This window comes from Paramylibacter kogurei (assembly GCF_002742285.1).
In the GTDB taxonomy this organism is placed as follows: Bacteria; Pseudomonadota; Alphaproteobacteria; order Rhodobacterales; family Rhodobacteraceae; genus Amylibacter; species Amylibacter kogurei.
In genome coordinates this window covers 859911-882220 of the sequence record NZ_MDGM01000012.1, presented here as the reverse complement: position 1 = coordinate 882220, position 22310 = coordinate 859911, and the positions used below count along the sequence as shown (strand labels likewise).

General features: G+C 48.2%; 24 protein-coding genes and 1 pseudogene. 10 read left to right on the top strand and 15 right to left on the bottom strand.

Translation table 11 applies throughout. From position 1 onward, the window contains the following. From BFP76_RS09790 to BFP76_RS09780, 3 genes are all read right to left on the bottom strand, one after another. Positions 1-261: an acyl carrier protein gene (locus BFP76_RS09790; RefSeq protein WP_099593182.1), complete on the bottom strand. Its 261-nt coding sequence runs from the start codon at positions 259-261 to the stop codon at positions 1-3. 35 nt (positions 262-296) lie between these two features. Next, the gene (gene lpxD, locus BFP76_RS09785) at positions 297-1391 is read right to left on the bottom strand and encodes a UDP-3-O-(3-hydroxymyristoyl)glucosamine N-acyltransferase (protein ID WP_099593181.1); all 1095 of its coding nucleotides are present in this window, start codon (positions 1389-1391) and stop codon (positions 297-299) included. Positions 1392-1454: 63 nt separating this feature from the next. Continuing rightward, entirely contained in the window at positions 1455-3077 is a 1623-nt protein-coding gene (locus BFP76_RS09780) for a L,D-transpeptidase family protein (RefSeq protein WP_099593179.1), read from the bottom strand. 326 nt (positions 3078-3403) lie between these two features. Here BFP76_RS09780 and mepK point away from each other — a divergent pair, with 326 nt between their 5' ends. After that, positions 3404-3973 (top strand): peptidoglycan L,D-endopeptidase MepK, encoded by a 570-nt coding sequence (gene mepK / locus BFP76_RS09775; protein WP_099593177.1) that lies wholly within the window; start codon positions 3404-3406, stop codon positions 3971-3973. A gap of 51 nt (positions 3974-4024) precedes the next feature. On the opposite strand, the gene BFP76_RS09770 is transcribed toward mepK, so the two are convergent. The 6 genes and pseudogenes from BFP76_RS09770 to rplU all read right to left on the bottom strand — a co-directional run. Beyond that, a complete protein-coding gene (locus tag BFP76_RS09770; protein ID WP_099593175.1) occupies positions 4025-5281 on the bottom strand; it encodes a glutamate-5-semialdehyde dehydrogenase in 1257 nt (418 codons plus the stop codon). 4 nt (positions 5282-5285) lie between these two features. After that, positions 5286-6392, bottom strand: coding sequence for a glutamate 5-kinase (gene proB / locus BFP76_RS09765; protein WP_099593173.1), 1107 nt, complete (start codon positions 6390-6392; stop codon positions 5286-5288). Beyond that, positions 6380-7426: a GTPase ObgE gene (obgE, locus tag BFP76_RS09760; protein WP_099593171.1), complete on the bottom strand. Its 1047-nt coding sequence runs from the start codon at positions 7424-7426 to the stop codon at positions 6380-6382. The genes proB and obgE overlap by 13 nt, the downstream gene beginning before the upstream one ends. Next, entirely contained in the window at positions 7423-8457 is a 1035-nt protein-coding gene (locus tag BFP76_RS09755; RefSeq protein ID WP_099593169.1) for a GNAT family N-acetyltransferase, read from the bottom strand. Before BFP76_RS09755 ends, obgE begins: the two co-directional genes overlap by 4 nt. Positions 8458-8539: 82 nt before the next feature. Then, the gene (gene rpmA, locus BFP76_RS09750; protein WP_099593168.1) at positions 8540-8809 is read right to left on the bottom strand and encodes a 50S ribosomal protein L27; all 270 of its coding nucleotides are present in this window, start codon (positions 8807-8809) and stop codon (positions 8540-8542) included. Positions 8810-8830: 21 nt separating this feature from the next. After that, positions 8831-9340, bottom strand: a pseudogene (rplU, locus tag BFP76_RS09745) (50S ribosomal protein L21); the annotation flags it as partial. Positions 9341-9564: 224 nt separating this feature from the next. Here rplU and BFP76_RS09740 point away from each other — a divergent pair. Then, positions 9565-9915 (top strand): hypothetical protein, encoded by a 351-nt coding sequence (locus BFP76_RS09740; protein ID WP_099593164.1) that lies wholly within the window; start codon positions 9565-9567, stop codon positions 9913-9915. Here the strand turns inward: BFP76_RS09740 and BFP76_RS09735 are convergent, their stop codons facing one another. After that, positions 9916-10392 (bottom strand): c-type cytochrome, encoded by a 477-nt coding sequence (locus tag BFP76_RS09735; RefSeq protein WP_099593162.1) that lies wholly within the window; start codon positions 10390-10392, stop codon positions 9916-9918. 149 nt (positions 10393-10541) lie between these two features. Between BFP76_RS09735 and BFP76_RS09730 the strand changes: the two genes are divergently transcribed. Beyond that, positions 10542-12602 carry a 4Fe-4S binding protein gene (locus tag BFP76_RS09730; protein WP_099593160.1) on the top strand — a complete coding sequence of 687 codons (2061 nt, stop codon included), beginning with the start codon at positions 10542-10544 and terminating at the stop codon, positions 12600-12602. Then, on the top strand, positions 12599-13498 hold the full coding sequence (locus tag BFP76_RS09725; protein WP_165775700.1) for an FAD:protein FMN transferase: 900 nt from the start codon (positions 12599-12601) through the stop codon (positions 13496-13498). The genes BFP76_RS09730 and BFP76_RS09725 overlap by 4 nt, the downstream gene beginning before the upstream one ends. Here the strand turns inward: BFP76_RS09725 and BFP76_RS09720 are convergent. Then, the gene (locus BFP76_RS09720) at positions 13479-14375 is read right to left on the bottom strand and encodes a substrate-binding periplasmic protein (RefSeq protein ID WP_099593156.1); all 897 of its coding nucleotides are present in this window, start codon (positions 14373-14375) and stop codon (positions 13479-13481) included. The two genes, BFP76_RS09725 and BFP76_RS09720, sit on opposite strands and share 20 nt — an antisense overlap. Then, positions 14375-15106 carry a cytochrome c-550 PedF gene (pedF, locus tag BFP76_RS09715; RefSeq protein ID WP_338064507.1) on the bottom strand — a complete coding sequence of 244 codons (732 nt, stop codon included), beginning with the start codon at positions 15104-15106 and terminating at the stop codon, positions 14375-14377. The genes BFP76_RS09720 and pedF overlap by 1 nt, the downstream gene beginning before the upstream one ends. A 131-nt stretch (positions 15107-15237) precedes the next feature. Between pedF and BFP76_RS09710 the strand changes: the two genes are divergently transcribed. Genes BFP76_RS09710 through BFP76_RS09685 form a run of 6 tightly spaced genes read left to right on the top strand, consistent with a single transcriptional unit; the run spans position 15238 to position 19916 of the window. Continuing rightward, positions 15238-16413: an ABC transporter substrate-binding protein gene (locus BFP76_RS09710; RefSeq protein WP_099593154.1), complete on the top strand. Its 1176-nt coding sequence runs from the start codon at positions 15238-15240 to the stop codon at positions 16411-16413. Next, positions 16414-17370 (top strand): YVTN family beta-propeller repeat protein, encoded by a 957-nt coding sequence (locus tag BFP76_RS09705; RefSeq protein ID WP_099593152.1) that lies wholly within the window; start codon positions 16414-16416, stop codon positions 17368-17370. 11 nt (positions 17371-17381) lie between these two features. Then, positions 17382-17834 (top strand): cupredoxin domain-containing protein, encoded by a 453-nt coding sequence (locus BFP76_RS09700; RefSeq protein ID WP_099593150.1) that lies wholly within the window; start codon positions 17382-17384, stop codon positions 17832-17834. Further along, positions 17827-18546, top strand: a complete 720-nt coding sequence (locus BFP76_RS09695) for an ABC transporter ATP-binding protein (RefSeq protein WP_099593148.1) — start codon at positions 17827-17829, stop codon at positions 18544-18546. Before BFP76_RS09700 ends, BFP76_RS09695 begins: the two co-directional genes overlap by 8 nt. Further along, a complete protein-coding gene (locus BFP76_RS09690) occupies positions 18543-19334 on the top strand; it encodes an ABC transporter permease (protein ID WP_099593146.1) in 792 nt (263 codons plus the stop codon). The genes BFP76_RS09695 and BFP76_RS09690 overlap by 4 nt, the downstream gene beginning before the upstream one ends. 30 nt (positions 19335-19364) lie before the next feature. After that, complete coding sequence (locus BFP76_RS09685) at positions 19365-19916, top strand: SEL1-like repeat protein (RefSeq protein ID WP_099593144.1); 552 nt, start codon at positions 19365-19367, stop codon at positions 19914-19916. On the opposite strand, the gene BFP76_RS09680 is transcribed toward BFP76_RS09685, so the two are convergent. From BFP76_RS09680 to BFP76_RS09670, 3 genes are all read right to left on the bottom strand, one after another. Then, positions 19910-20500, bottom strand: coding sequence for an ABC transporter ATP-binding protein (locus BFP76_RS09680; RefSeq protein WP_099593142.1), 591 nt, complete (start codon positions 20498-20500; stop codon positions 19910-19912). The two genes, BFP76_RS09685 and BFP76_RS09680, sit on opposite strands and share 7 nt — an antisense overlap. Next, complete coding sequence (locus BFP76_RS09675) at positions 20497-21171, bottom strand: ABC transporter permease (RefSeq protein ID WP_240514024.1); 675 nt, start codon at positions 21169-21171, stop codon at positions 20497-20499. The genes BFP76_RS09680 and BFP76_RS09675 overlap by 4 nt, the downstream gene beginning before the upstream one ends. Positions 21172-21244: 73 nt before the next feature. Further along, a complete protein-coding gene (locus BFP76_RS09670; protein WP_099593140.1) occupies positions 21245-22219 on the bottom strand; it encodes an ABC transporter substrate-binding protein in 975 nt (324 codons plus the stop codon). Positions 22220-22310: the final 91 nt, after the last annotated feature.

The following is a 22310-nucleotide window of genomic DNA, read 5'->3' as shown; positions in this document are numbered from 1 at the left end:
TCAGGCAGATTTCGCGGCGATCAAGCCTTCGACAGCGGTGATAATTGATTGCACAGATGATACATCAAAATCAGATGCACTTGGGTCATTTGCGTTGAAAGGCACCGATACATCAAAATTTTCTTCGATGGCAAAAACGGTTTCAACCAGCCCCATTGAATCAAGCCCTAATTCCTCGATCCCCATTGACAGCGATACATCGCTTGGCTCTAGCACCGCTTGTTCGGCGATGATTTCGACAATCTTATCTTGAACAGACATCTTTTCAGATCCCTTTGCAGTTAGTCGTCTGCCTATTACTTGGTTTCCAGTATTTTTGAAACAGATTTTTGTAGCTCTGCGACCTTTGCAACCAGACGTGGTAAACGGCGTAATGCGGTGTAGGATTGGATATTCAAATCCATTTTCATCGCAGGGTTGCCCATCATCACGCGCCCAGCGGGTACATTGGATGAAATACCTGATTTTCCTGCTGCAATAACGTCTGATCCGATATTGATGTGATCCGCGACGCCGACTTGGCCACCCAGAACAACACGATCGCCGATCACGCTACTGCCTGCGATGCCAACTTGGCCACAGATCAAACAGGTTTGCCCAACAACAACGTTATGGCCAATATGAACAAGGTTATCCAATTTCGTGCCATTGCCGATTGTGGTATTGGCGATTGTGCCTCGATCAATGGTGCAATTTGCACCCATTTCCACATTATCACCAATATGAACCGCGCCCAATGAATTGATCCGCGCAAATCCGTCTGTGCGGGTATGTTCGCTAATCTTTCCGGTTTTTTTTGCCTCTTCCACCGCGCCTGGCTGTGGTGTGACATATGAAAACCCATCGGCACCCACAACGGTGTTGGATTGTGAAATAAATCCATGTCCAATATGTACGCGCGCGCCGATGCGCACGCCAGAATACATCAAAGCATTGTCGCCGATAACGGCATCCTCACCGATGGTACAATGGCCAACCATGCGCAGGTTGTCCCCGATCACCACACGCGCACCAACCACACAAAACGGGCCAATGGCGGCATTTGCGCCAATCTTTGCCGTTGGATCAACGATTGCTGTTGGATGGATACCCGAGGCAATTTCAGGCTTGTGTTCAAATATATATGAAACACCAGACAATACATATCGCGAACGCGGCGCAATGATTGCAGCAGACAGCCCCATATCCTGCCAGTCCGCATCTGGCCAAACGATGGCTGCACTTGCCGACCCTTGGCGTAATGCGTCCTCGTAGCTTGGCTCCATCGCAAGCGCGAGTTGACCCGAAACTGCTTTCGCTGGCTCTTGTACTGCGCTGATTTTAATATTTAAATCACCAACCGCTTCGGCACCCAATGCCTGTGCAATTTCACCAACTGTTTGTTCAGTCATGCCCGACCCTTCACAAAAAAGGGCGCCACAATCGGCGCCCCGTTTATCACCGTTATGTGGTGTTTAGCTTTCAACTGCGATCATTGCCACCCCTGCGCGGGTTAATGCATCGAAAACCTTTTTGTCACGACCATAAATATCGCTACGATAGATTGGTTTTGAACCACCGTCGAAATAAACCGTGCGATATGTGATATATACTGGCACTGGTGTTTTCAAATTCACAAAGCGTTCCTTTTTTGCATTCAACCAATTTGCAAATGATGCCTTTGGATTTGCCTCTTGGCGTTCCAGCAATTTGTAAGCAAAATCAAACGGTTGGTGCACACGGATACAACCGTGGCTAAACGCGCGTGTTTCTTTGTTGAACAGCGATTTTGATGGCGTGTCGTGCAAATAAATATTGTATTTATTTGGGAACATAAATTTCACCAAGCCAAGCGCGTTGCGCGGATCAGGCTTTTGTTTGATGTAATACGGGAATTTTCCGTAGTTATCTTTGTTGTACTTGGACAATTCAGCCACGCTTGGGCGCACGGCCTTACCGCTTCCGTTCACCATATACATATTACGCTTTGCCAAAAATCCTGGGTCACGCTTGATGATTGGAACATACTCTTTCACAGCGATGGATTTGGGCACGTTCCATGTGGGGTTTACCACCATATGGGTCATTGAATCGTAAAATTCAGGAGTACGGAAATCGTTCTTGGTTTGGCCAATCACCGTGCGGGATTTAAACGAAACCTTGCCTTTATCCACCAACGACACGGAATAATCAGGCAAGTTCACCATGACATGGCGATCACCACGTGGGAAATTCAACCAACGCTGACGTTCAAGGTTTACCAAAACCTTAACCATTTGTGCCTTTGGTCCAAAATTCATCGCACGAATTGTTGATGGGCCTACGATACCATCCGCCCCTAACCCGCGATCGGATTGGAATTTTTTCACAACCGCAACCAGTTTCCCGTCATAGGTTGGAGAGTTCCCCAATTTTCCGTATCCAAGCGCACCCAATTTTTGGCGCATGATCACAACATTTTTGCTACTGATACCGGGTTTAATTGTGGCCAAAGGCACATCCGCAACCGATGCACCACGCATGGATTTAGACAGACGTTCACGCTCTTTTAACAAAGCGGCATATTCAGGATTGCTTGGCGCGAGCTTTGCCAAATATCCCTTTGGTGAACTTTTCGCAAAATTTGTGAGCAACCCATAAGCGGCATATTTTTTGGGCTGAACCGCGATTTCGCGATCAACTGCGCTTGGTTGCAATACACCAGATGAAATATCGCGTGCATATTGAACAAATGTTTTGGACGCTAAAATTTCGGCATTTCCACGATCCTCTGGCGAACGCGCGGTTTTCAACGCTTTGGCCAATCCTGATGGATTATAACGCGACACGGGCAAGCCGTGATCACCTGCATCACGCAACACTTTGATAAACGCATTGCGTCGCGATGAATTTTGGTTTCCTACCCAAATCGGTTTGAAACGACGTTCTTGATAGAATTTTACAATGTCAGCATCTGCAGCTTTTAGTCGTGCAGCGCTGTTTTGAATACCTGGGTAAAGCAATGATTGTGCCTGTACCGGTGCGTTCAATGTTGCGCTTGCCGAAATTGCAAAGAGCGCAAAACTCGCCACCTTGAGCGGCTTCAATATCTTAATCATAAGCTTTAGTCCCCGTAACCATGGTTTTATACACGTAATATAACCCCTTTATCACCAATTGTTAGACTGTCGCCAATCAATTTTTCGGCAATTTTTCGCGCATTAATCATGATTTTACAAAATACAACTAGAACAAAAAGTGATCAAAGTTACTAATTTGACCAAACGCCCCTAAACCCCTGCTATCTAAGCAAAAAATCGCTGAAAAATAAAGTTTACCTTGGATTTCGAATCGGCCTGTGTAATAAAAACATATCCGATTTCCACGGGGGGCAATCGGCAAAGGCTCAAAATAGGGCTGTTAAAAAAGAGGACAGGTTACAAAAATGGAATCGCAAGATAATTCAAATTTGTCTCGGCGTGGCCTGCTAGGGGCGTTCGCAGGAATTGCAATGGTGTCGGCAGCGCCAGTTTATTCAAAAACATTTGGTTATGTTAAAGGCGCGGGAAACATTCGCCGCGTGCGTTTGCGTTCATCGCGCACAGGTGAATCGGTTGATACGATTTACTGGATTGACGGCCAATATATCAAACCCGCAATGAAAGAGATCAACTATTTCATGCGCGACTGGCGTGAAAATTCGGTTGCGAAAATGGATCCAAATTTGATCGACGTTATCGCCGCAACGCATTTCCGTCTGGATACGGATGAACCATTCACATTGCTATCTGGTTATCGCACCAGCCGTACCAATAATATGTTACGTTCGCGGGGTTCTGGTGTGGCTAAGAAAAGCTATCACTTGAAAGCACAGGCATCTGATGTGCGCCTAAAATCCCGTTCTGTCAGCAGCATCGCACGTGCGGCGGTTGCTGGTCGTGGTGGCGGTGTTGGTAAATATCACCGCTCTGGATTTGTGCATGTGGATTGTGGTCCAATTCGCACTTGGGGCTAAACCCTAATCATCAAAAAATAAACCCGCCAATTTGACGGGTTTTTTTATGTGTTATGCACGGATTGTTCCGTCCCCTTCGACCAAATATTTGAAACTGGTCAATTGTTCCGCCCCCACAGGTCCACGTGCGTGCATTTTCCCCGTTGCAATGCCAATTTCGCCCCCCATGCCAAATTCGCCGCCATCCGCAAATTGTGTCGAAGCGTTACGCATCAAAATCGCACTATCGACCCGTTGAAAGAACATATTCGCGGTATCGTCATTTTCCGTCATAATGCAATCTGTATGGCTGGATGAATATTGGCGCAGATGGGCAATCGCCCCTCCGACCCCATCAACGATCCGCGCCGCAATGATCATATCCAGATATTCACGTCCCCAATCATCATCAGTCGCGGCCATCACGCCGTCAATGGATTGCAAGGTTTCATCGCCGCGCACCTCTACCCCTGCTGCGATCAGATCACTGATAAACGGTGCACCGTTTGCGTCGAAAAAACGACGATCGATCAGCAAACATTCCGCCGATCCACAAATTCCTGTGCGCCGCGTTTTGGCGTTCATGATAACCTTGCGGGTTTTTTCCATGTCAGCATCCACATCAACGTAGATGTGGCAAATACCTTCAAGATGCGCAAACACAGGCACGCGTGCCTCTGATTGCACGCGCCCAACCAAACCTTTGCCGCCGCGTGGTACAATCACATCAATCGTATCAGTCATGGTTAACATTTCACCCACAGCCGCGCGATCACGTGTGGGAACCAGTTGAATGGAATCCGCAGGCAGACCCGCTTTGGTTAATCCATCCACCAAACATTGATGAATAGCACTTGATGAATGAAAACTTTCAGAACCACCACGCAAAATCACGGCATTTCCCGCCTTTAGGCACAGCGCACCCGCATCGGCAGTCACATTCGGCCGGCTTTCATAAATGACGCCAATCACGCCAAGCGGTGTGCGCACACGTTTAATATTCAACCCTGTTGGGCGATCCCATGATTGTAATATCGCCCCCACAGGATCAGGTTGTGCCGCAACTTCGCGAAGCGCATTCACAATGCCCTTGATCCGCGTTTCATCCAGCATCAAGCGATCCAGCATTGCGGCACTCAATCCCTTGTCACGGCCAAAAACCATATCTTTGTCGTTAGCAGAGATGATATCTGCGCGGTTTTTCCAAACAGCATCGGCTGCGAAATTCAATGCATCGGTTTTGCTGTCCGGGCTGGCATAGGCCAGTTCCGCACTTGCCGATTTTGCTTTTTGGCCAATTTCAGCCATCATTTGTTGAATATCCATCATGCCCTCATATCACCATATCGTCGCGATGAATTAACACACCGCGCCCTGGGTATCCCAGTATTTCTTTGATTTCACCGCTTTTGCATCCCGCAATTGCGCGTGCTTCTGCGGCGTCGTAATTGACCAATCCTTTGGCCAATTCAATGCCAGTAGTATTTTCAACCGACACCATGTCACCACGGCTAAACACACCAGAGATTTGCGCAACCCCTGCAACCAGCAATGATTTCCCTTGTCCAAGCGCATTTGCAGCGCCTTCGTCAACGACGATTGAACCTTTGGATTTCATGCCCGCGATCCATTTTTTGCGCGCTTGGCGAGGATCACCTTCGGGTAAAAACAGGCTATGCTTTGCGCCGTTTTGTAATGCATTCAACGGTCGATCAATATCGCCGAGCATGATCACCATCCCACACCCCGCACGCATTGCGGTTTTTGCGGCCATGATTTTGGTTTTCATGCCACCTTTGGCACCCGCAGTGCCCGCACCGCCCGCCATTTTTTCCAGCTCTGGAGTGATGGTTTCAACCACGCCCATATGTTTTGCATGACTGTCGGTTTTGGGATTGCCCGTGTAAAACCCATCAACATCGGACAATAATACCAACATATCCGCGCCACACATCGACGCCACCTGTGCCGCGAGGCGATCATTATCGCCATATCGGATTTCATCTGTGGCAACCGTGTCGTTTTCGTTCACAATCGGCACAACACCATGGCCAAGCAATGTGGTCATGGTTGCGCGGGAATTCAAATAACGACGGCGATCTGCGCTATCTTCGAGCGTCAACAATATCTGCGCGGTCTTTATCCCAAGGGGTTCCAACACCTGTTCATATGCGCGCGCCAATCGGATTTGCCCAACAGCGGCGGCGGCTTGGCTTTGTTCCAATGTCAATGCACCAGCAGGCAACCCCAAAACCAAACGCCCCAAGGCAATGGAACCCGAAGAAACCAAAACCACATCTTTGCCAGCCTTGCGCATCGCGGCCACATCAGCAGCAACACCTTGCAACCAAGACAGGCGCAATTGGGAGCTTTCGCTATCTACTAATAACGCAGAACCAATTTTGATAACGATACGATTTGTCTGATCTAGGGGCGCCATCCTGTCGTCCCTTCGTCGGCGTTTTCCTCCGCTTTTTCACGAGCGTTGCGATCTTCGACTTGTGTCGCAAGGGCGCGTAAAACGTTATCCGTGCCAGTGCGTGCCACCGCTGACATCGCCAAAACCTTGCCACCGCTTGCCTGTTCTAAATCGTTGATTTTCTGGGCTTGCTCAATCTCGTCTAACGCATCAACCTTGTTTAGCACCGTCACTCGTGGGCGATCTGCAAGATCATCACCGTATTTTTCCAGCTCTGTGATAATGGTTTGATAATCGGTCACGACATCTTCGGATGTGCCATCAATCAGATGTAACAACACCGCACAACGTTCAACGTGGCCAAGGAAACGATGCCCCAAACCAACACCTTCAGATGCGCCAGCGATCAGGCCAGGGATATCAGCGATCACAAATTCCTTGGCATCGATACCAACGACTCCCAAATTGGGGTGCAGCGTCGTAAACGGATAATCTGCGATTTTTGGGCGGGCATTTGAAGTTGCTGCCAAAAATGTTGATTTCCCCGCATTGGGCAAACCCAACAACCCCACATCCGCGATCAATTTCAGACGTAGCCATACCTCTAATTCCACCAGCGGTTGGCCAGGGTTGGCGCGGCGCGGTGCTTGGTTTGTGGAAGATTTGAAATGAAGGTTTCCAAAACCGCCATTGCCACCTTGAGCCAACAACACACGTTGGCCTTCTTCGGTCAGATCGGCAATTACGGTTTCTTGGTCGTCTTCCAAAATTTCAGTGCCCACAGGAACCTTTAGCACGATATCTTCGCCATCTTTGCCAGAACGCTGTTTACCCATACCCGGGCGTCCATTTTGCGCAAAGAAATGTTGCTGATAGCGAAAATCAATCAATGTATTCAAATTATCCACGGCCTCTGCATAAACACAGCCACCATTGCCGCCGTTGCCACCATCAGGGCCGCCGAATTCTTGGTGGGCTTCACGGCGAAAGGATACACAGCCGTTACCGCCTGCGCCTGATTTCAGATATACACGGGCGAGATCGAGGAATTTCATTTGTTTTGGCTTTCGAATTTGCTTCGCGTCAAGCGATATAGAAAGACGGGAGAAGGCTCAAGCCGCGCTTTGGATGGTTCGATTGACTCGCCACATTTTTCAAAGCCTACTTTTTCCAACACCCGCATCGACGCGGGGTTATCGGTGAATACTTCGGATGCAATAAATGGCAACTCGAAGGTTTTAAAACTGTAATGGAGCAAGGCATTTACTGCCTCGGTTGTAAGGCCCCGCCCCTTAAACTGATTTGACATCACATAAGCAACGGACGGATCTTTGTCCCCGCCCAGACCAATCACGCCAATCATGCGCCCACCATGCAAACAAATGGCCAGCATGAAACCAACCTGTCCGCGAAACGCGGTATCTGCGATCATTTGTTTAACTTGGCTTTCGGGCCACGGTACGGGGATTTTTGAAACCATCCGCGCGGTTTCTCGATTGCCTGAAATGCTCTGCATATCATGCCAATCATCCAAGGATAACGGGCGCAAAAATATCCGTGCAGATTCAATTGGTAAATTGAATGACGTAAGCCACGCATCGCGGGTTAAAACCGTGTTCACATGATCAACAGTGCCGAGCAATACGGTATCAACCGTATTATATTCAGTGATCTGAAAACCTAGCTTTTCCTGAACCGCCGCAGATTTATCATTATCGGCAATATAACCTGAACGTAGTTCGGTATTACGTGGATTGGAAAAATGCCAATTCACGACTTCACGCACAGCTTCGGATGCATATCCCTTGCCCCAATGATCCTGAGCAATCCAATATCCCAGCCCAACCAAACCATCCGTACCGATACAGCCAACAAATTGGTTTTGATCAAAAATCGCAAAGGGTTTGATTTTCATCGACTTGGTTTTGTTGATGAATTTCTTTGCGTCATCCAAACCATAAGGATTGGGCGCGGATGATAACCATCGCGCCAGCTCGTAATCATTCAATGCTTTGGCCACAGCGGGGGCATCTGCGCTGGTAAAATGGCGCAGGGTCAAGCGTTTGGTTTGAATGACATCTTTCATGGGTTCACTTTACATAAAAAAAGGGTCGACGTAACAGCCGACCCTTTTCAATAACCATATGGTTAATCTGAAATCAATCAGCTCATTCAGCAGCATCCGCTACCGGCAAAACTGAAATGAATGTGCGACCCTTGAAACCCTTGTGGAATTTCACGGCGCCACCTTTCAGTGCGAACAATGTGTGGTCTTTACCTTGACCAACATTTTCACCCGGCCACCATTTGTTACCGCGCTGACGCACGATGATGTTGCCAGGGATGACTGCTTCGCCACCGTATTTTTTTACACCAAGACGACGTCCAGCGGAGTCGCGACCGTTGCGGGACGAGCCGCCTGCCTTTTTATGTGCCATTTCGCGTGTCCTTTACTTGTCTTCAGCTTTTTTAGCGGCCTTTTTAGGGGCTGCTTTTTTTGCTGCTGGTTTCTTTTCTGCTGCTGCTTTTTTCGCAGGAGCGGCTTTTTTCGCAGCTGGCTTTTTCGCCGCTGCTTTTTTCGCTGGTTTTGCTTCTACGGCACCAGGTACGAAACCCGCACCATTTTCTGCAACAGCAACGCCAGATTTGTCAGCGCCTTTGGCCAGAATGTCAGTTACGCGCAAAACAGTGATCTGTTGACGGTGACCTTTTTTACGTTGGCTAGAGTGCTTACGACGACGTTTAACGTAGTTGATCAGCTTTGGGCCTTTGCCCTGCTCCAGAATTTCGGCTTGAACGGCTGCGCCTGCAACTGTTGGAACACCGATTACTGGCTTGTCGCCACCAACCATCAAAATTTCGTTGAATTGAACAGTTTCACCAGCATTGCCAGTTACTTTTTCAACACGCAGGATATCCCCGCTTGCAACTTTATACTGCTTGCCACCAGTTTTTAGAACCGCAAACATATGCGTCTTTCCTTTAACTTCCGCGTCCTGTGGCCCGATGGTTTTATATTTAAAACCAACTGTTTAGCGATAAAATCGCGCCTCGAACAGCGCGCACCGTTTGGTGCGATATGAACATTTCTCTGCACAAATTTGCGCAACAGATGGCGGCTTATCGTCAAAAGCGTTTGCAGAGTCAAGCATTTAACCCTGTTTTTCTGGGTGAAATTTCATAACATCACCCCATGCGTTGGCTCTTGTTATATATCACCCTTGCGGGATGCGTTAGCAATGCGCCCAATCATTTGGGCAACCCGCTGACGTGGCCCGTTCAGGCGATCACAACAGGTGCGCAAAACGGTGCCTATAATCATCGCCGCGCGTTAGTGAAAAAATTTGTTATCGACAATCACGATACCATACAAGCCGACGTGCAAAATGGTGGTGGTGATGCAATAAACTCCGCAATGGATTTGACGCGGGTTAAAACGCAAAATCGCGCCGCCCTGATAACAGATTTGCGCGATCAACAAGATTTGTATTTTGGAACCGATCCCGAACCACTGGTCGTGGCGTTAATGGTTCATGGGAACTAATTATTCCGCGAATGTTGAAAGATAGGCAATAATCGCAGTGACATCTTTTTCTTTGCGCAATCCAGCGAATGACATTTTGGTTCCCTTTACAAACCCCTTTGGCGATTCCAGATATGCAGTCAGGTTTTCAGCGTTCCAAATAACCCCTTCTTCACCCGCTTTTTTCATCGCGCCAGAATAGCTAAACCCATCCACCGTTGCCGCAGGGCGATCAATAATGCCGTTTAACATCGGACCAACCCCGTTTTTGGCGCTGTCCCCAACCTTGTGACAGGCCTTGCATTTGCGAAATACCTTTTCACCCGCCTTGATCAGTTCGGGATCAACCGCAACTGTTTCCATAACCTCTGCATCAGCAACTGGTTCGGTGACTTCTTGAACATCGGCTGTCGCCTCTTCTGGCGCATTTGTATCCTGTGCCAAGGCTGGCGAAATGGACAATAAAACGGCGCTTGCGATGATGGCTGGTTTCAACATTTGGTGTTCCTCTGGCTTTTAACATCGCCAACAGATGCACAGAAAAACGCACAATGTTCAATGAATCTTTAGTCGAAGATCACGGGATTTATACCATCTAATACCAACATCGTATTGCGTGGTGAATTGCACGATGCCTAGCATCCCCTATGAATAAATTCATTTCCCAAATTTTTATCGCAATTTTCGTTTGCATCATGATGATCGCAAACACTGTGTATGCACAGGTTGATTACGAAACCTTGGCAGCAAAAATTGAACCGCCCTTTGCGCTGGGTGATGAAATCGGGCCGAGCACATATCAAATTGTCAATCTAGACGGGCGCGTTGGCGGCTATGCATTTGAAACACTACCCTATGCGGTGATCCCCGGTTTTTCTGGCGCACCGATCAATCTGTTCGTGACGATTGATTTACAGGGTAAATTTATCGACGCCGAAATTCTTGAACATAACGAGCCGATATTTGTATCTGGCTTGGATGGTGCGTTGTTTCACAATTTTGTCGAACAATACAAAGGTAAATCAATATTTGATACCTTGGTTGTTGGCGTTCCCTATGGCGGCAAAGACGGGGCATCATCGCTGATTTATCTTGATGGCGTAACCAAAGCCACGGCCAGTGTGCGCATTGCACATGAAACGATTTTGGCGGCAAGCTTTAAGGTTGCCAAGGAAATGTTGCAACAAATCCCATCTGGCCCACCGGCAAAACCAAACGTAGATTATAACGAAGATTTGGATTGGCAAACGCTGGTCGACAAAGGCATTGCTACCCGTCAGTTGGTGAAAAATAGCGAGGTTCAGGCTGCATTCAAAGATACGTTATGGGAAGATGACGACCCCATTGCCGCCGATGAACCCGACGAAGCCTATCTCGATCTTTGGCTGGTTGATGTAGGGCCACAATCCATTGCACGTGCGGTGTTATCCCAAGATGCATATGATGAATTGCAAGGTTTCATGCAGATTTCCAATCATGATGAACCGCTGTTGGTGATCGACGCCGGGCGTCATGGGTTGGTCAGCGATACATTCATTCGCAACACCAGCCCCGATTTAATCGAGGCACATCAAGACGGTTTTCCAATTGCGTTGCGCGATTCCGATCTTGATGTGGAATTGGCCGATGGTGTTCCAGGTGAAACCGCAATGATTTTTCGCACCGATCGGCGATTGGGCTTTGATCCCACACGCGATTGGACAATCAGCGTCAAGGCCACACGTGAACACGGATCATTCCGCCCCGAAATTGGTAACGTCGTTTTCGAGGCAAACCATAAAACCGATGAACGCTTTTTTATACGTGAAAATATCCACGTCCCCACCCCACCATGGTTAGAGGCAATTCAATCGCGGATCGTGGATCTGATAATATTAGGCGTTACCCTTTTTGCGCTGATCTGGATAATGCTGGGCAAAATAAACTGGCTGGCGGGGCATCGGTTTTACACACCAATACGCCTGTCGATACTGGCATTTGTTACGGGTTTCATCGGCTGGTGGGGCCAAGGCCAACTGTCGATTGTCACCCCTCTGGGTGTGATGAGAAGTGTGTATGAGGGCCAAAGTTTGGCGTTCTTACTTTACGATCCGTTTTCGTTGTTGATCTGGCTCGTGGTGATCCTTTCTTTTGTATTGTGGGGGCGTGGGTTGTTTTGTGGCTGGCTTTGCCCATTTGGTGCATTGCAAGAATTCGCACATCATTTAGGGCGTTTGTTGCGATTGCCCCAAATCAACCTACCTGAACGCGTTGATGCGGTTTTGGTTTATCTAAAATACCCAGTGTTGTTTGGTCTGATATTCATGACCTTTTACAACCCAGATACGGCGGATAAATTGGTCGAAGTAGAGCCATTTAAAACCGCCATCACCACCTATTTCATGCGCAACTGGTATTACGTGGCCTATGCGGCGCTCTGGTTAATCTTGGGCATGTTTGTTTTTAAAAGCTTTTGCAAATATCTCTGCCCGCTTGGTGCGGTGATGGCGATTGGTGGATTGATCCGCGGGCGCGATTGGATTGAACGGCGCAAGGCTTGCGGATCGCCCTGTCAGCTGTGCAAAGTAAAATGCAATTACGGTGCAATCAAGAAGTCTGGTGAAATCAAGTATAGCGAATGTTTTCAATGTCTTGACTGTATCACAATCCATGACAATCCAAACCAATGTGTGCCGCTTATCCTTGCACAAAAGGGTCGAAGCCTATGACAATATCACGCCGTCGTTTTATCACTATTTCAGCCGCCGCAATGGGTGTTGGCCTGCCCAGTCATGCACGGACTTGGCGTGGTGTGGCCTTGGGCGCGGATGTGTCAATCACGCTGCATAGTCAGCAATCAAACACGGATCAAATCATCACCCGCGCGGTTTCGCATATCCGACGGTTGGAAGGTGAATTTTCGATCTATCAACCACAATCGCGAATTTCATCGCTAAACCACACAGGAAAAACGGCAAATTCATTTGATTTCAATGCGCTATTGAATGAAGTGAATGAAATCCACGCGTTGACCAACGGATTATTTGACCCAACGATACAGCCATTGTGGCAAGCATATGCGAATGACCCCAATTTGCCAGTGGATGCAGAAAAACAAGCGTTGCTCCGAGTGGGTTGGCGGCATGTTCAAAATACACCTGATCACCTGCGATTTGCGCGTGCCGGTATGGCAATGACATTAAACGGCATCGCACAGGGTTTTGTCACCGATCAAATATCCACTCTGCTTCACAATGCAGGTTTTCCCGACGCCACCGTCAACATTGGCGAATATCGTACAGGCACAAATCCAGTAAAAATCGCAATTGGCGGTAGCGATAGTGCAATCACCCTGTCCAACGCCGCAATTGCAACATCTGCACCATCGGCATTAATGTTAAACGGACACACAGGCCACATTTTACATCCCAAACGCGGCGCAATCCCAAGCGTTTGGCAAAGCGTAAGCGTGGTGGCAAAACGCGCGAGCATCGCGGATGGGATATCAACCGCGCTTTGCTTGGCGGATGATTTATCCTTGGCGCAACGATTGGTACAAACGGGTGTAATTCAGCGCTGTATCCTGATCGACAAGCATGGGAAAATCACCACTCTGGTGGGGTAAATTGCAATCCATATTTGGCAAAGATATCTGCCATGCGCCCATCGCTCACAGCCATGCGAATTGCATCATCCACTGCATATCCCAATGGGCGCCAGTTGTGACGCACGGCAACGCCCAATGTCCATTGTGACTTTGCCAAACCGACCAACGGGGGTTGATGAACAGAAATACCATCGACCACGCCATGTTCCAATTGCCCAATTGGCCCTGCTACGGCGGCAATTTGTTTGTCGCGCAATGCCGCCATCGCATCATCAATATGATTGAATCGCACCATGTTGGGCACCATTAAACCGTTGCCAATGGACGCAAGATAGAAATCGGCCAAGGTATCGTTTTCAACGCCAACCTTATCATACCGAAAATACGCAGGTGTTGGCCCACCATCGGGATAAACATCATCGCGATAAGCAATAGCCATTTTTTCGTTGAAATATTGGCCCGTTAAAACAACCTGTTCATTACGACAGCCCAGTTCGTGATCATATGGAATGTGCATCATCACATTCGCGATCTGGCCGCTGATCAATTTGCCGCGCCACACGTTGTTGCGCAAATCCGCATCAACATTTTCATCCGCTGCTGTTTGGAAAAACCGTGCTTCGACACCCAAATCCTGTGCAATTAGTCGCCCAAGATCGACATCAACGCCAACAAGTTCGCCATCCTTCATCCATGAATAAGGCGCGTAATTTTCATACACGCCAAACATGATCCAACCGCGATCAATGATATCATCCAGGCTCTGCCCTACGATATCACGCCCAGTGTTTTGCGGTTTACCGTAGGCTTCCAGACCCGATTTTACCCCTTCGCAGTTTTGCGCAAACGAAGGGGTTGCAATCAAGAGCGAGAGCGCGACAAGACCGCCGCGCATTATTGCGCAACTGACAGGCCGATGGATAAAATATCAACGGCTTTTTTCAAACTCTCATCACTGTCATCAAGTGCCGCCACAGCACGTGATGCCACGGAATCCGCCAGCGGTGCGCCTGATCCTGTTTCAACAGTTTGCGCAATATCCGAAAGCTGTTGTTTGATCGCACCAATTTCTGTTGCGTAATCAGAAACGGTTTTATCACCCTCCGTTATTGATGCGGACTTTGCTTCCAGATCAAGCTTGATCGCCTGCAATGCATCGGTGTGATCATCCAGTGCACCGTCATCAGGGCGCGTTTCCAGATAGGTTCGAATGGCCCATGCCGCCTCTTGCGAAAGCAATTCACCAAAGGCAGGCATTTTCGTAATTCCGTTTTGTGTGAACCCGCCGTTAAAGCGTTCTAAATACCATTCGTCACCGTCAATATCCGCCTCGAGATAGCGCAAATCAGGTGCTAATCCACCCGATACCGCACCCAATCCATGGCAACGTGCACAGTTTTGGTTATATCCAGAATCGCCAATGGTGACGGCGGCAGACCATGCCTCGCCAGTTGGGTCACGCCACGGATTTTCCTCTAACTGTTCATCGCCCAAATTTGGCAGACCAGTTGTATCAACCGCTTGTGGTGCTACATCACCATGTGCGTTTACTGGCGCTGTTGGTGTTGTAACCAATGCCGCAACGCCACATGACATTGCCGCCAGAAAACCAAAACCCTTGTTCATTGCGAACCTCCCGAATGCTTGCTTTGTGACCTTTTGCCAAACTCCGTCAAAACCTTCTATTAGACCTTTGGATCATTTTGTAATTTTGACAGAGCCGATAGCGTGGTCTTGAGGAAGTGTTGAGGATCACAATGAAATTTTTGGGAATGCTTTTGGCGATCAGCATTGCAATGCTGGCAAATTTTGCGTTTGCCAATGATTTACGCGTTTCGATCACATATGTAATGCGGGAACAAAACCACGCGCCCACACTTTCAAATCTTGATCCCATCCCAACCGATTTGGGTGTGGTTGGGGCAAAGCTTGGTCTGGTTGATAATCAGACCACAGGGAAATTTCTGGGGCATGATTATGCGTTGGATATAATCACCCTCGCGCCCGACCAAGACATTTCAACACTGAAAGATCTGATTGATTTTGGGGAAACAATTCTGGTGGCCAATGCACCCACACCCGATCTGATTGCTATATCGCAAATGGTGGTGGAAAGCGCAGCCATATTATTTAATGCCAGCGCAATGGACAATGCATTGCGCAATGAATCCTGTCTGGCCAATATGTTTCACACAGCCCCATCACATGCCATGCTAACGGATGCATTGGCCCAGTTTGCATTTGCGAAAAAATGGCAACTTTGGGCGATGATTGTTGGGCCACAATCGGCGGACCAAGCACTCGCAACATCATTTGAAAAATCAATCAACAAATTTGGCATTGATCTGGTTGGGCGCAAAGATTGGACATTTGACACGGACATGCGACGCAGCGCCAGCAATGAAATTCCCCTGTTCACACAGGATTTCAAGGATCACCAATTGCTTGTGGTTGCCGATGAAACCAATGATTTTGCGCGATATGTGGTTTACAACACATGGCTGCCCCGCCCCGTTGCCGGTTCGGTTGGTTTGGTCACAACGGGCTGGGCGCGTTCAGTGGAACAATATGGTGCGGTGCAATTACAAAATCGTTTTAGCGATCTTGCAAATCGTGACATGCGCCAAACTGATTACGCAAGTTGGGCCGCTATACGCGCCATTGGCGAAGCTGTGACGCGTACCAACACCAATGATTTAAAAACGCTTAAATCATATTTGCTGTCAGATGAATTTGCACTTGCTGGGTTTAAGGGACGCAAATTGTCGTTTCGATCATGGAACGGGCAAATGCGCCAACCCATTGTTTTGGCACATCACGACGCCACGGTTGCAATGGCACCGCTTGCCGGTTTTTTACATCAATATAACGAGTTGGACACGTTGGGGCTGGATCAACCAGAATCCAACTGTACCGCGTTTCAGGAGGATTAAATGCGATTCACGCTCTTATTCGCACTGTTATGTTCACCCGCGTTTGGGGATGAAATTTGGGTAACAAATGAGAAAGACGACACCATTTCGGTGATCGACATTGAAACCCAAACAGTGACACGCACGATTGAAACTGGTCAACGCCCGCGAGGCATCACATTTTCCAAGGATTTTTCGGTGCTTTATGTCTGTGCATCCGATAGCGATGCGGTGCAGGTGATTGATCCAAACACCGGCAAAATATTGCACGACTTGCCATCAGGCGAAGACCCCGAACAATTCGTGTTACACCCCAATAACAAACATCTTTATATCGCCAACGAAGATGATGCGATTACAACAGTTGTTGACACGGACACGCGCCGCGTGATTGCACAGATTGATGTTGGAATTGAACCCGAAGGCATGGCCGTTTCCCCCGATGGAAAAATCGCTATCACCACATCGGAAACCACCAATATGGCGCATTGGATTGATACCGAAAACCAAACCATTTTCGCCAATACATTGGTGGATCAACGCCCCCGCCACGCAGAATTCACCAAAGATGGTTCCGAATTATGGGTCAGCGCCGAAATTGGGGGCACGATCAGCGTGTTTAACACCGCCGATCAAACCGAAAAGGCCAAGATAAACTTTGAAATCCAAGGTGTGCATCGTGATCGCATCCAACCTGTTGGGTTTAAATTAACCGATGATGGAAAATACGCATTCGTTGCACTTGGTCCATCGAATTACGTCGCTGTCGTGGATCCGAATACCTATGCAGTTTTGGATTATATCCTTGTGGGGCGTCGCGTTTGGCATATGGCCTTCAATGCTGATGAATCATTGCTCTTCACCACCAATGGTGTGTCTGGTGACGTCAGCGTAATTGATGTTTCAGAGCTAACCGCAATAAACACAATCAAGGTTGGGCGGTTCCCTTGGGGTGCCGCATACCGACCAACAAAATAACGGAGATTATAGTGAAATATTCAATCGCAAAATTATTGTGCATCCCTTTGATATTGGCCACCAGCATTGCGTTCGCAGATGACGACGATGATAAAGGCTTTGGTCAGGCAGGGATTTTATCCAAAACCAATCGCGGTGAGATTCCGGAAATTTCATTGTCATCGGGAATGCCACTTTTGGAAAATGGTGATACGATTACACTTAAATCCGGCACCTATTACGAATTGGAAATCACCGCGGACGGGAGCCAAGAGCTCGCCCTTGCTGGTGCAAGATTTTTCCGCGCCATTTGGGTGGATGAATTCGTGGTCGAGGGCATCGAGATCCGCCCCTATGGCATTGACAGTATGGAATTTGACGAAGCAGGTGAAGCAGAGCTATCATTCGTGGCAATTAAGCCAGGCAGCTATCGCTTTGGCGTCCCTGGAAGTGATCTACAGACTGTGACCATCACCATTGAGTAAATATGCCTTATCAGTATGCGACCTAAGCTATTCGTATGCTACAAAAAATGCGCTGAACAATGTCTCTTTTGATATTCCAACGGGCAGCTTTTGCGCCTTGCTCGGCCCCAATGGCGCTGGGAAATCAACATTGTTTTCTGTATTAACGGGGTTGGTGCGATCCCCCGATGGGGCGGTTTCGGTTTTGGGTCATGATTTGGCCAGTTATGGCCGCATTGCGCGCAAAAATATTGGCGTTGTGTTTCAACAACCAACACTTGATCTGGATGTCAGTGTTCGTGAAAACCTGTTGTATTTCGCCGCACTTCACGGAATATCACGACGCCGCGCAAAACCAAGGATTACAGATGCGCTTGATCGATTATCAATGGGTGAACGCGCCGATGAAAAATTGCGCAATCTAAATGGCGGGCATCGTCGTCGCATGGAAATTGCGCGTGCATTAGTTCATGAGCCTTCCATTTTATTGCTAGATGAACCAACCGTTGGCTTGGATCACGAAACGCGCCAATCCATCACCCAATATGTTCACCAACTTTGTGATGATGGTATCACCATTTTATGGGCGACACATTTGGTCGATGAAATTTACCCCGCCGATCAGATGGTGTTGTTACACCATGGTCAAGTGTTGGAAACAGGACAAGTATCCGATGTGGTTGGCACAAATGATCTGGCACATTGGTTTTCCCAAAAAACGGTGGGCGCATGATCTATTTTACCGCCCTATTCGCCATTGTGCGTCGCGAATTGCTCCGCTTTGTTGGGCAACGCTCGCGTTTTTTATCTGCACTTGTGCGCCCGCTGATTTGGCTTGTTGTTTTTGCCGCGGGATTTCGCGCGGCATTGGGGTTATCCATCATGCCCCCCTATCAAACCTATATCACCTACGAGGTTTATATTGTGCCTGGCCTATGTGGCATGATCCAATTATTCAATGGCATGCAATCATCGTTAAGCCTTGTGTATGATCGCGAAATGGGATCAATGCGGCTGTTGTTAACCAGCCCATTGCCGCGCTGGTGGTTATTGCTCAGCAAAATATTCGCAGGTGTTTTTGTATCACTGCTACAAGTTTATGCATTCCTTGGGATCGCAGCACTATTTGGCATTACATTCCCGCCGATTGGATATGTCTTTGCCCTGCCCGTCTTGGTTTGTAGCGGCTTGATGTTGGGCGCATTGGGGTTGTTATTATCATCAACGATCAAACAATTGGAAAACTTTGCTGGTGTAATGAACTTCGTCATCTTTCCGATGTTTTTCCTGTCAACCGCGCTATACCCATTGTGGAAAATGGCCGAAGGGTCGCCATTGTTACGCGATATATGCGCCTATAACCCGTTCACCCATGCGATCGAGCTTATCCGCTTTGCGCTTTATGGGCAATTTAACGGGATGGCGTTGATCTGGGTTGTTACATCTTTTGTCGTATTTATGATTGCGAGCCTTTGGGGATACAATCCAGCCAAGACAATGACCAACCGAAAAACGGGCTAGCCTATTTCAGCCGCATCATAAGGAATGCACATGAAATATTATCTGACCACGCTACTTTTGTCGCTATCGCTTTCAAATCCAGGCTTTGCCGCCAACGAAGAAGATATCGAGGGTGGCACGCTTAACCCCGAAGAAATGACATTGCGAAAATCCGTAAAACGCGCCGAGGGTGGCGATGTGAATATGGTAATCTGCTCGCAAGGTTATTTGTTGACCAAAGGTGGTTCACACGAACAGGCACGCACAATTTTTCGCGAATGCGCCAAACAAGGTTGGACACAGGCCATGACTTGGATGTCATATCTGGATGATAATGGATATGGCGATGAATACGATCCAGATGCCGCCGCCGATTGGGATCGGCGCGCAGCGGATGCAGGTGATGCAATGGGGATGTATAATTACGGGCTAGATCTGATGCGCGGGCATGGGCAAACGCAAAATATCGAGCTTGGCCGCCAATATGTGGATCAAGCGGCGAACAACGGTTTAGATATCGCCAAACAATTACAAATGGATGATTACGACGTTGAAACCGTCACACCCGATGCGGATAATTGGAAATACGCACCAAATTATTGAATAATTGTGGCCGGATTTCCACCCAACATCAATTGACGATCCGTTAAAAATGCCGCCTCTTTTTTGGTATGCGTAACCAACAGCAATGCCATGTTGCGCGTATCCACCACCTGTTTTGTGAGTGCGAGCATTTCATCAACCATTTCATCATCAAGCGATGCAAATGGTTCATCCAAAATCAACAATTCAGGATTCACCGCCAACGCACGCGCCAATGATACACGACGCTGTTGACCAAGCGAAAGCTGTGATGGAAACATATCGCTCTTGTCGCTTAACCCAACCTCGGCCAGTATATTTTCAAGCGTGCGATCATCCTTGCGCGTCGTGATCCGCAGATTATCCATCACATCGCGCCAGTTTAATAATGTGGGTTCTTGAAACACCACGGCACTGTTTTTAACCGTTGATATTTGCCCTTCATAATCGCGATCCAGCTCCGCAATCAGGCGTAACAATGTTGATTTCCCAACGCCCGACGGACCAACAATCGAAACGCGTTCGTCTGTGGCAATGTCAAAATTCACATCCTGCAACACGGTTTGTGCACCGAATGATTTGCGCTTTACGGCCACAGAAATCATGCATGCCTCCAGCGGTTAGCGCGGTTTTCAATTGGTTGAAGGATCAGGTATTCCACCGCCAACATCACAAGCACGAACGAGATCGAATAGGCCATAACACGGCCCACATCGAACAGTTGGAAATACAGATGGATTTGGAATCCAACACCGTTGGACCGCCCTAAAAATTCAACCACCAAGACAATCTTCCAGATCAACGCCAAACCTGTCCGCGCGGATGCGGCCAATTGGGGGGCCAACTGTGGCAGGATCACATGGCGCAATCGAGCGGCGCGGTTCATATGGAACACCTGTGCCATGTCAAACAATTTGGGATCTAATGCGCGTGCACCTTCGCGGATCATTACGGTGACCATCGGAATTTTATTCAACGACACCGCTACAATCGCCGCCGTTTCCGTAAGCCCAATCCACAAATAACACAGCACAATCGTGACCAGCGCCGGCAGGTTTAAGAATATCAAAAGCCAGCTATCAAACCAACGGTTTACATTGCGGTTTCGCCCAATGATCAGGCCAAATACAACACCCAAGGACATCGCAATAACGAATGCAAATGCAACGCGGCGCAATGTGATCGCGATATGAAACAACAATTCGCCCGATTGCAATTCCCCAATCATCAATTGCCAAACAGCAAGCGGCCCTGGCAATGTTTCGCGATCTTGCAAAACAAAGGCCAAGCCCGCCCAGATTGCGATAAAAGCTGCAATCGATATTATTCGCGAAAGCGTTTTAATCTGTTTAACTTTCTGGTTGTAGAAATACACCTTGTGGCAATGTTACAGCCTTGCCAACCAGTTTTTCACCCCCAAATTTTGCCATCACTTGCAACAATGTTGCAGCGTCTTTTTCATTCACGGCATAGCTTGTTGGGATACCTGCGCGAAATCCATCCTTGAGCGCATTAAATGCACTGTCTTTTTCGGCGCGCATCATTGGGCGTAAACGATCCCAAGCAGTATCATCTGTTGCCAAAATTTCCTTGGCTTGGCGTGATGCCATTGCCAATCCGTTCACCAGTTCAGGATGTTCGCGTACCAATTCACCACGCACCACATATCCCAACAATGGTGTTTCACTGCTGAGCCCCAACTCATTTGCTGCATCAGCAACGGAAACAACTTGGCGCATACCCGCCGCTTGCATTTTTGCATTGAAATGCCAGAAATTTATTGCGGCATCCACCTCTCCGCTGAGTGCTGATTTAAACACCAAGGGTGGCGCACCAAAAACCTGTTCAGTTTCCCCCGCCAAATCGAAACCACCCTTTTGTTCCGCTAAAGCACGGAGCAACAACCAGCTTTTGTCCACTGGTCCACCGGCGATACCGATTTTTTTACCCTTTAAATCGGACAGTGATTGAATTGGGCTGTCTTTTTTCACCAACAAACCACCAACAGCCTTGGAATATGGGATGAAAACGAAATCTTTTCCTTCTGCACGTTGGCGCGCAACCCAAATCCAATCGGCGACAATCACATCCGCTTCGCCACCTTGAAATGCAATACGTGTTGCTGGATTTCCAGCCATGCCAGTCACCTGCAAATCAAATCCGTTTTTTTGATCAAGAGCGTTGTGTTTGATTGTGTCCAATTCCCAATTGACCGTGCCCACCTTTAACACCGCCGCGCGCAGAACCGGTGTTTCTGCAAAACCAAGGCTGGCGCTTAACATCGTTGCGATAAATGCTGTTATGATCAGACGAAGCTGCTTCATATCTCTCTCCCTTATATGTTTTATTCATATCTAATTCGCAGGGATTTCCACGGATATACGACCAAATGATTAGCGACGGGGTTTTTGTTCA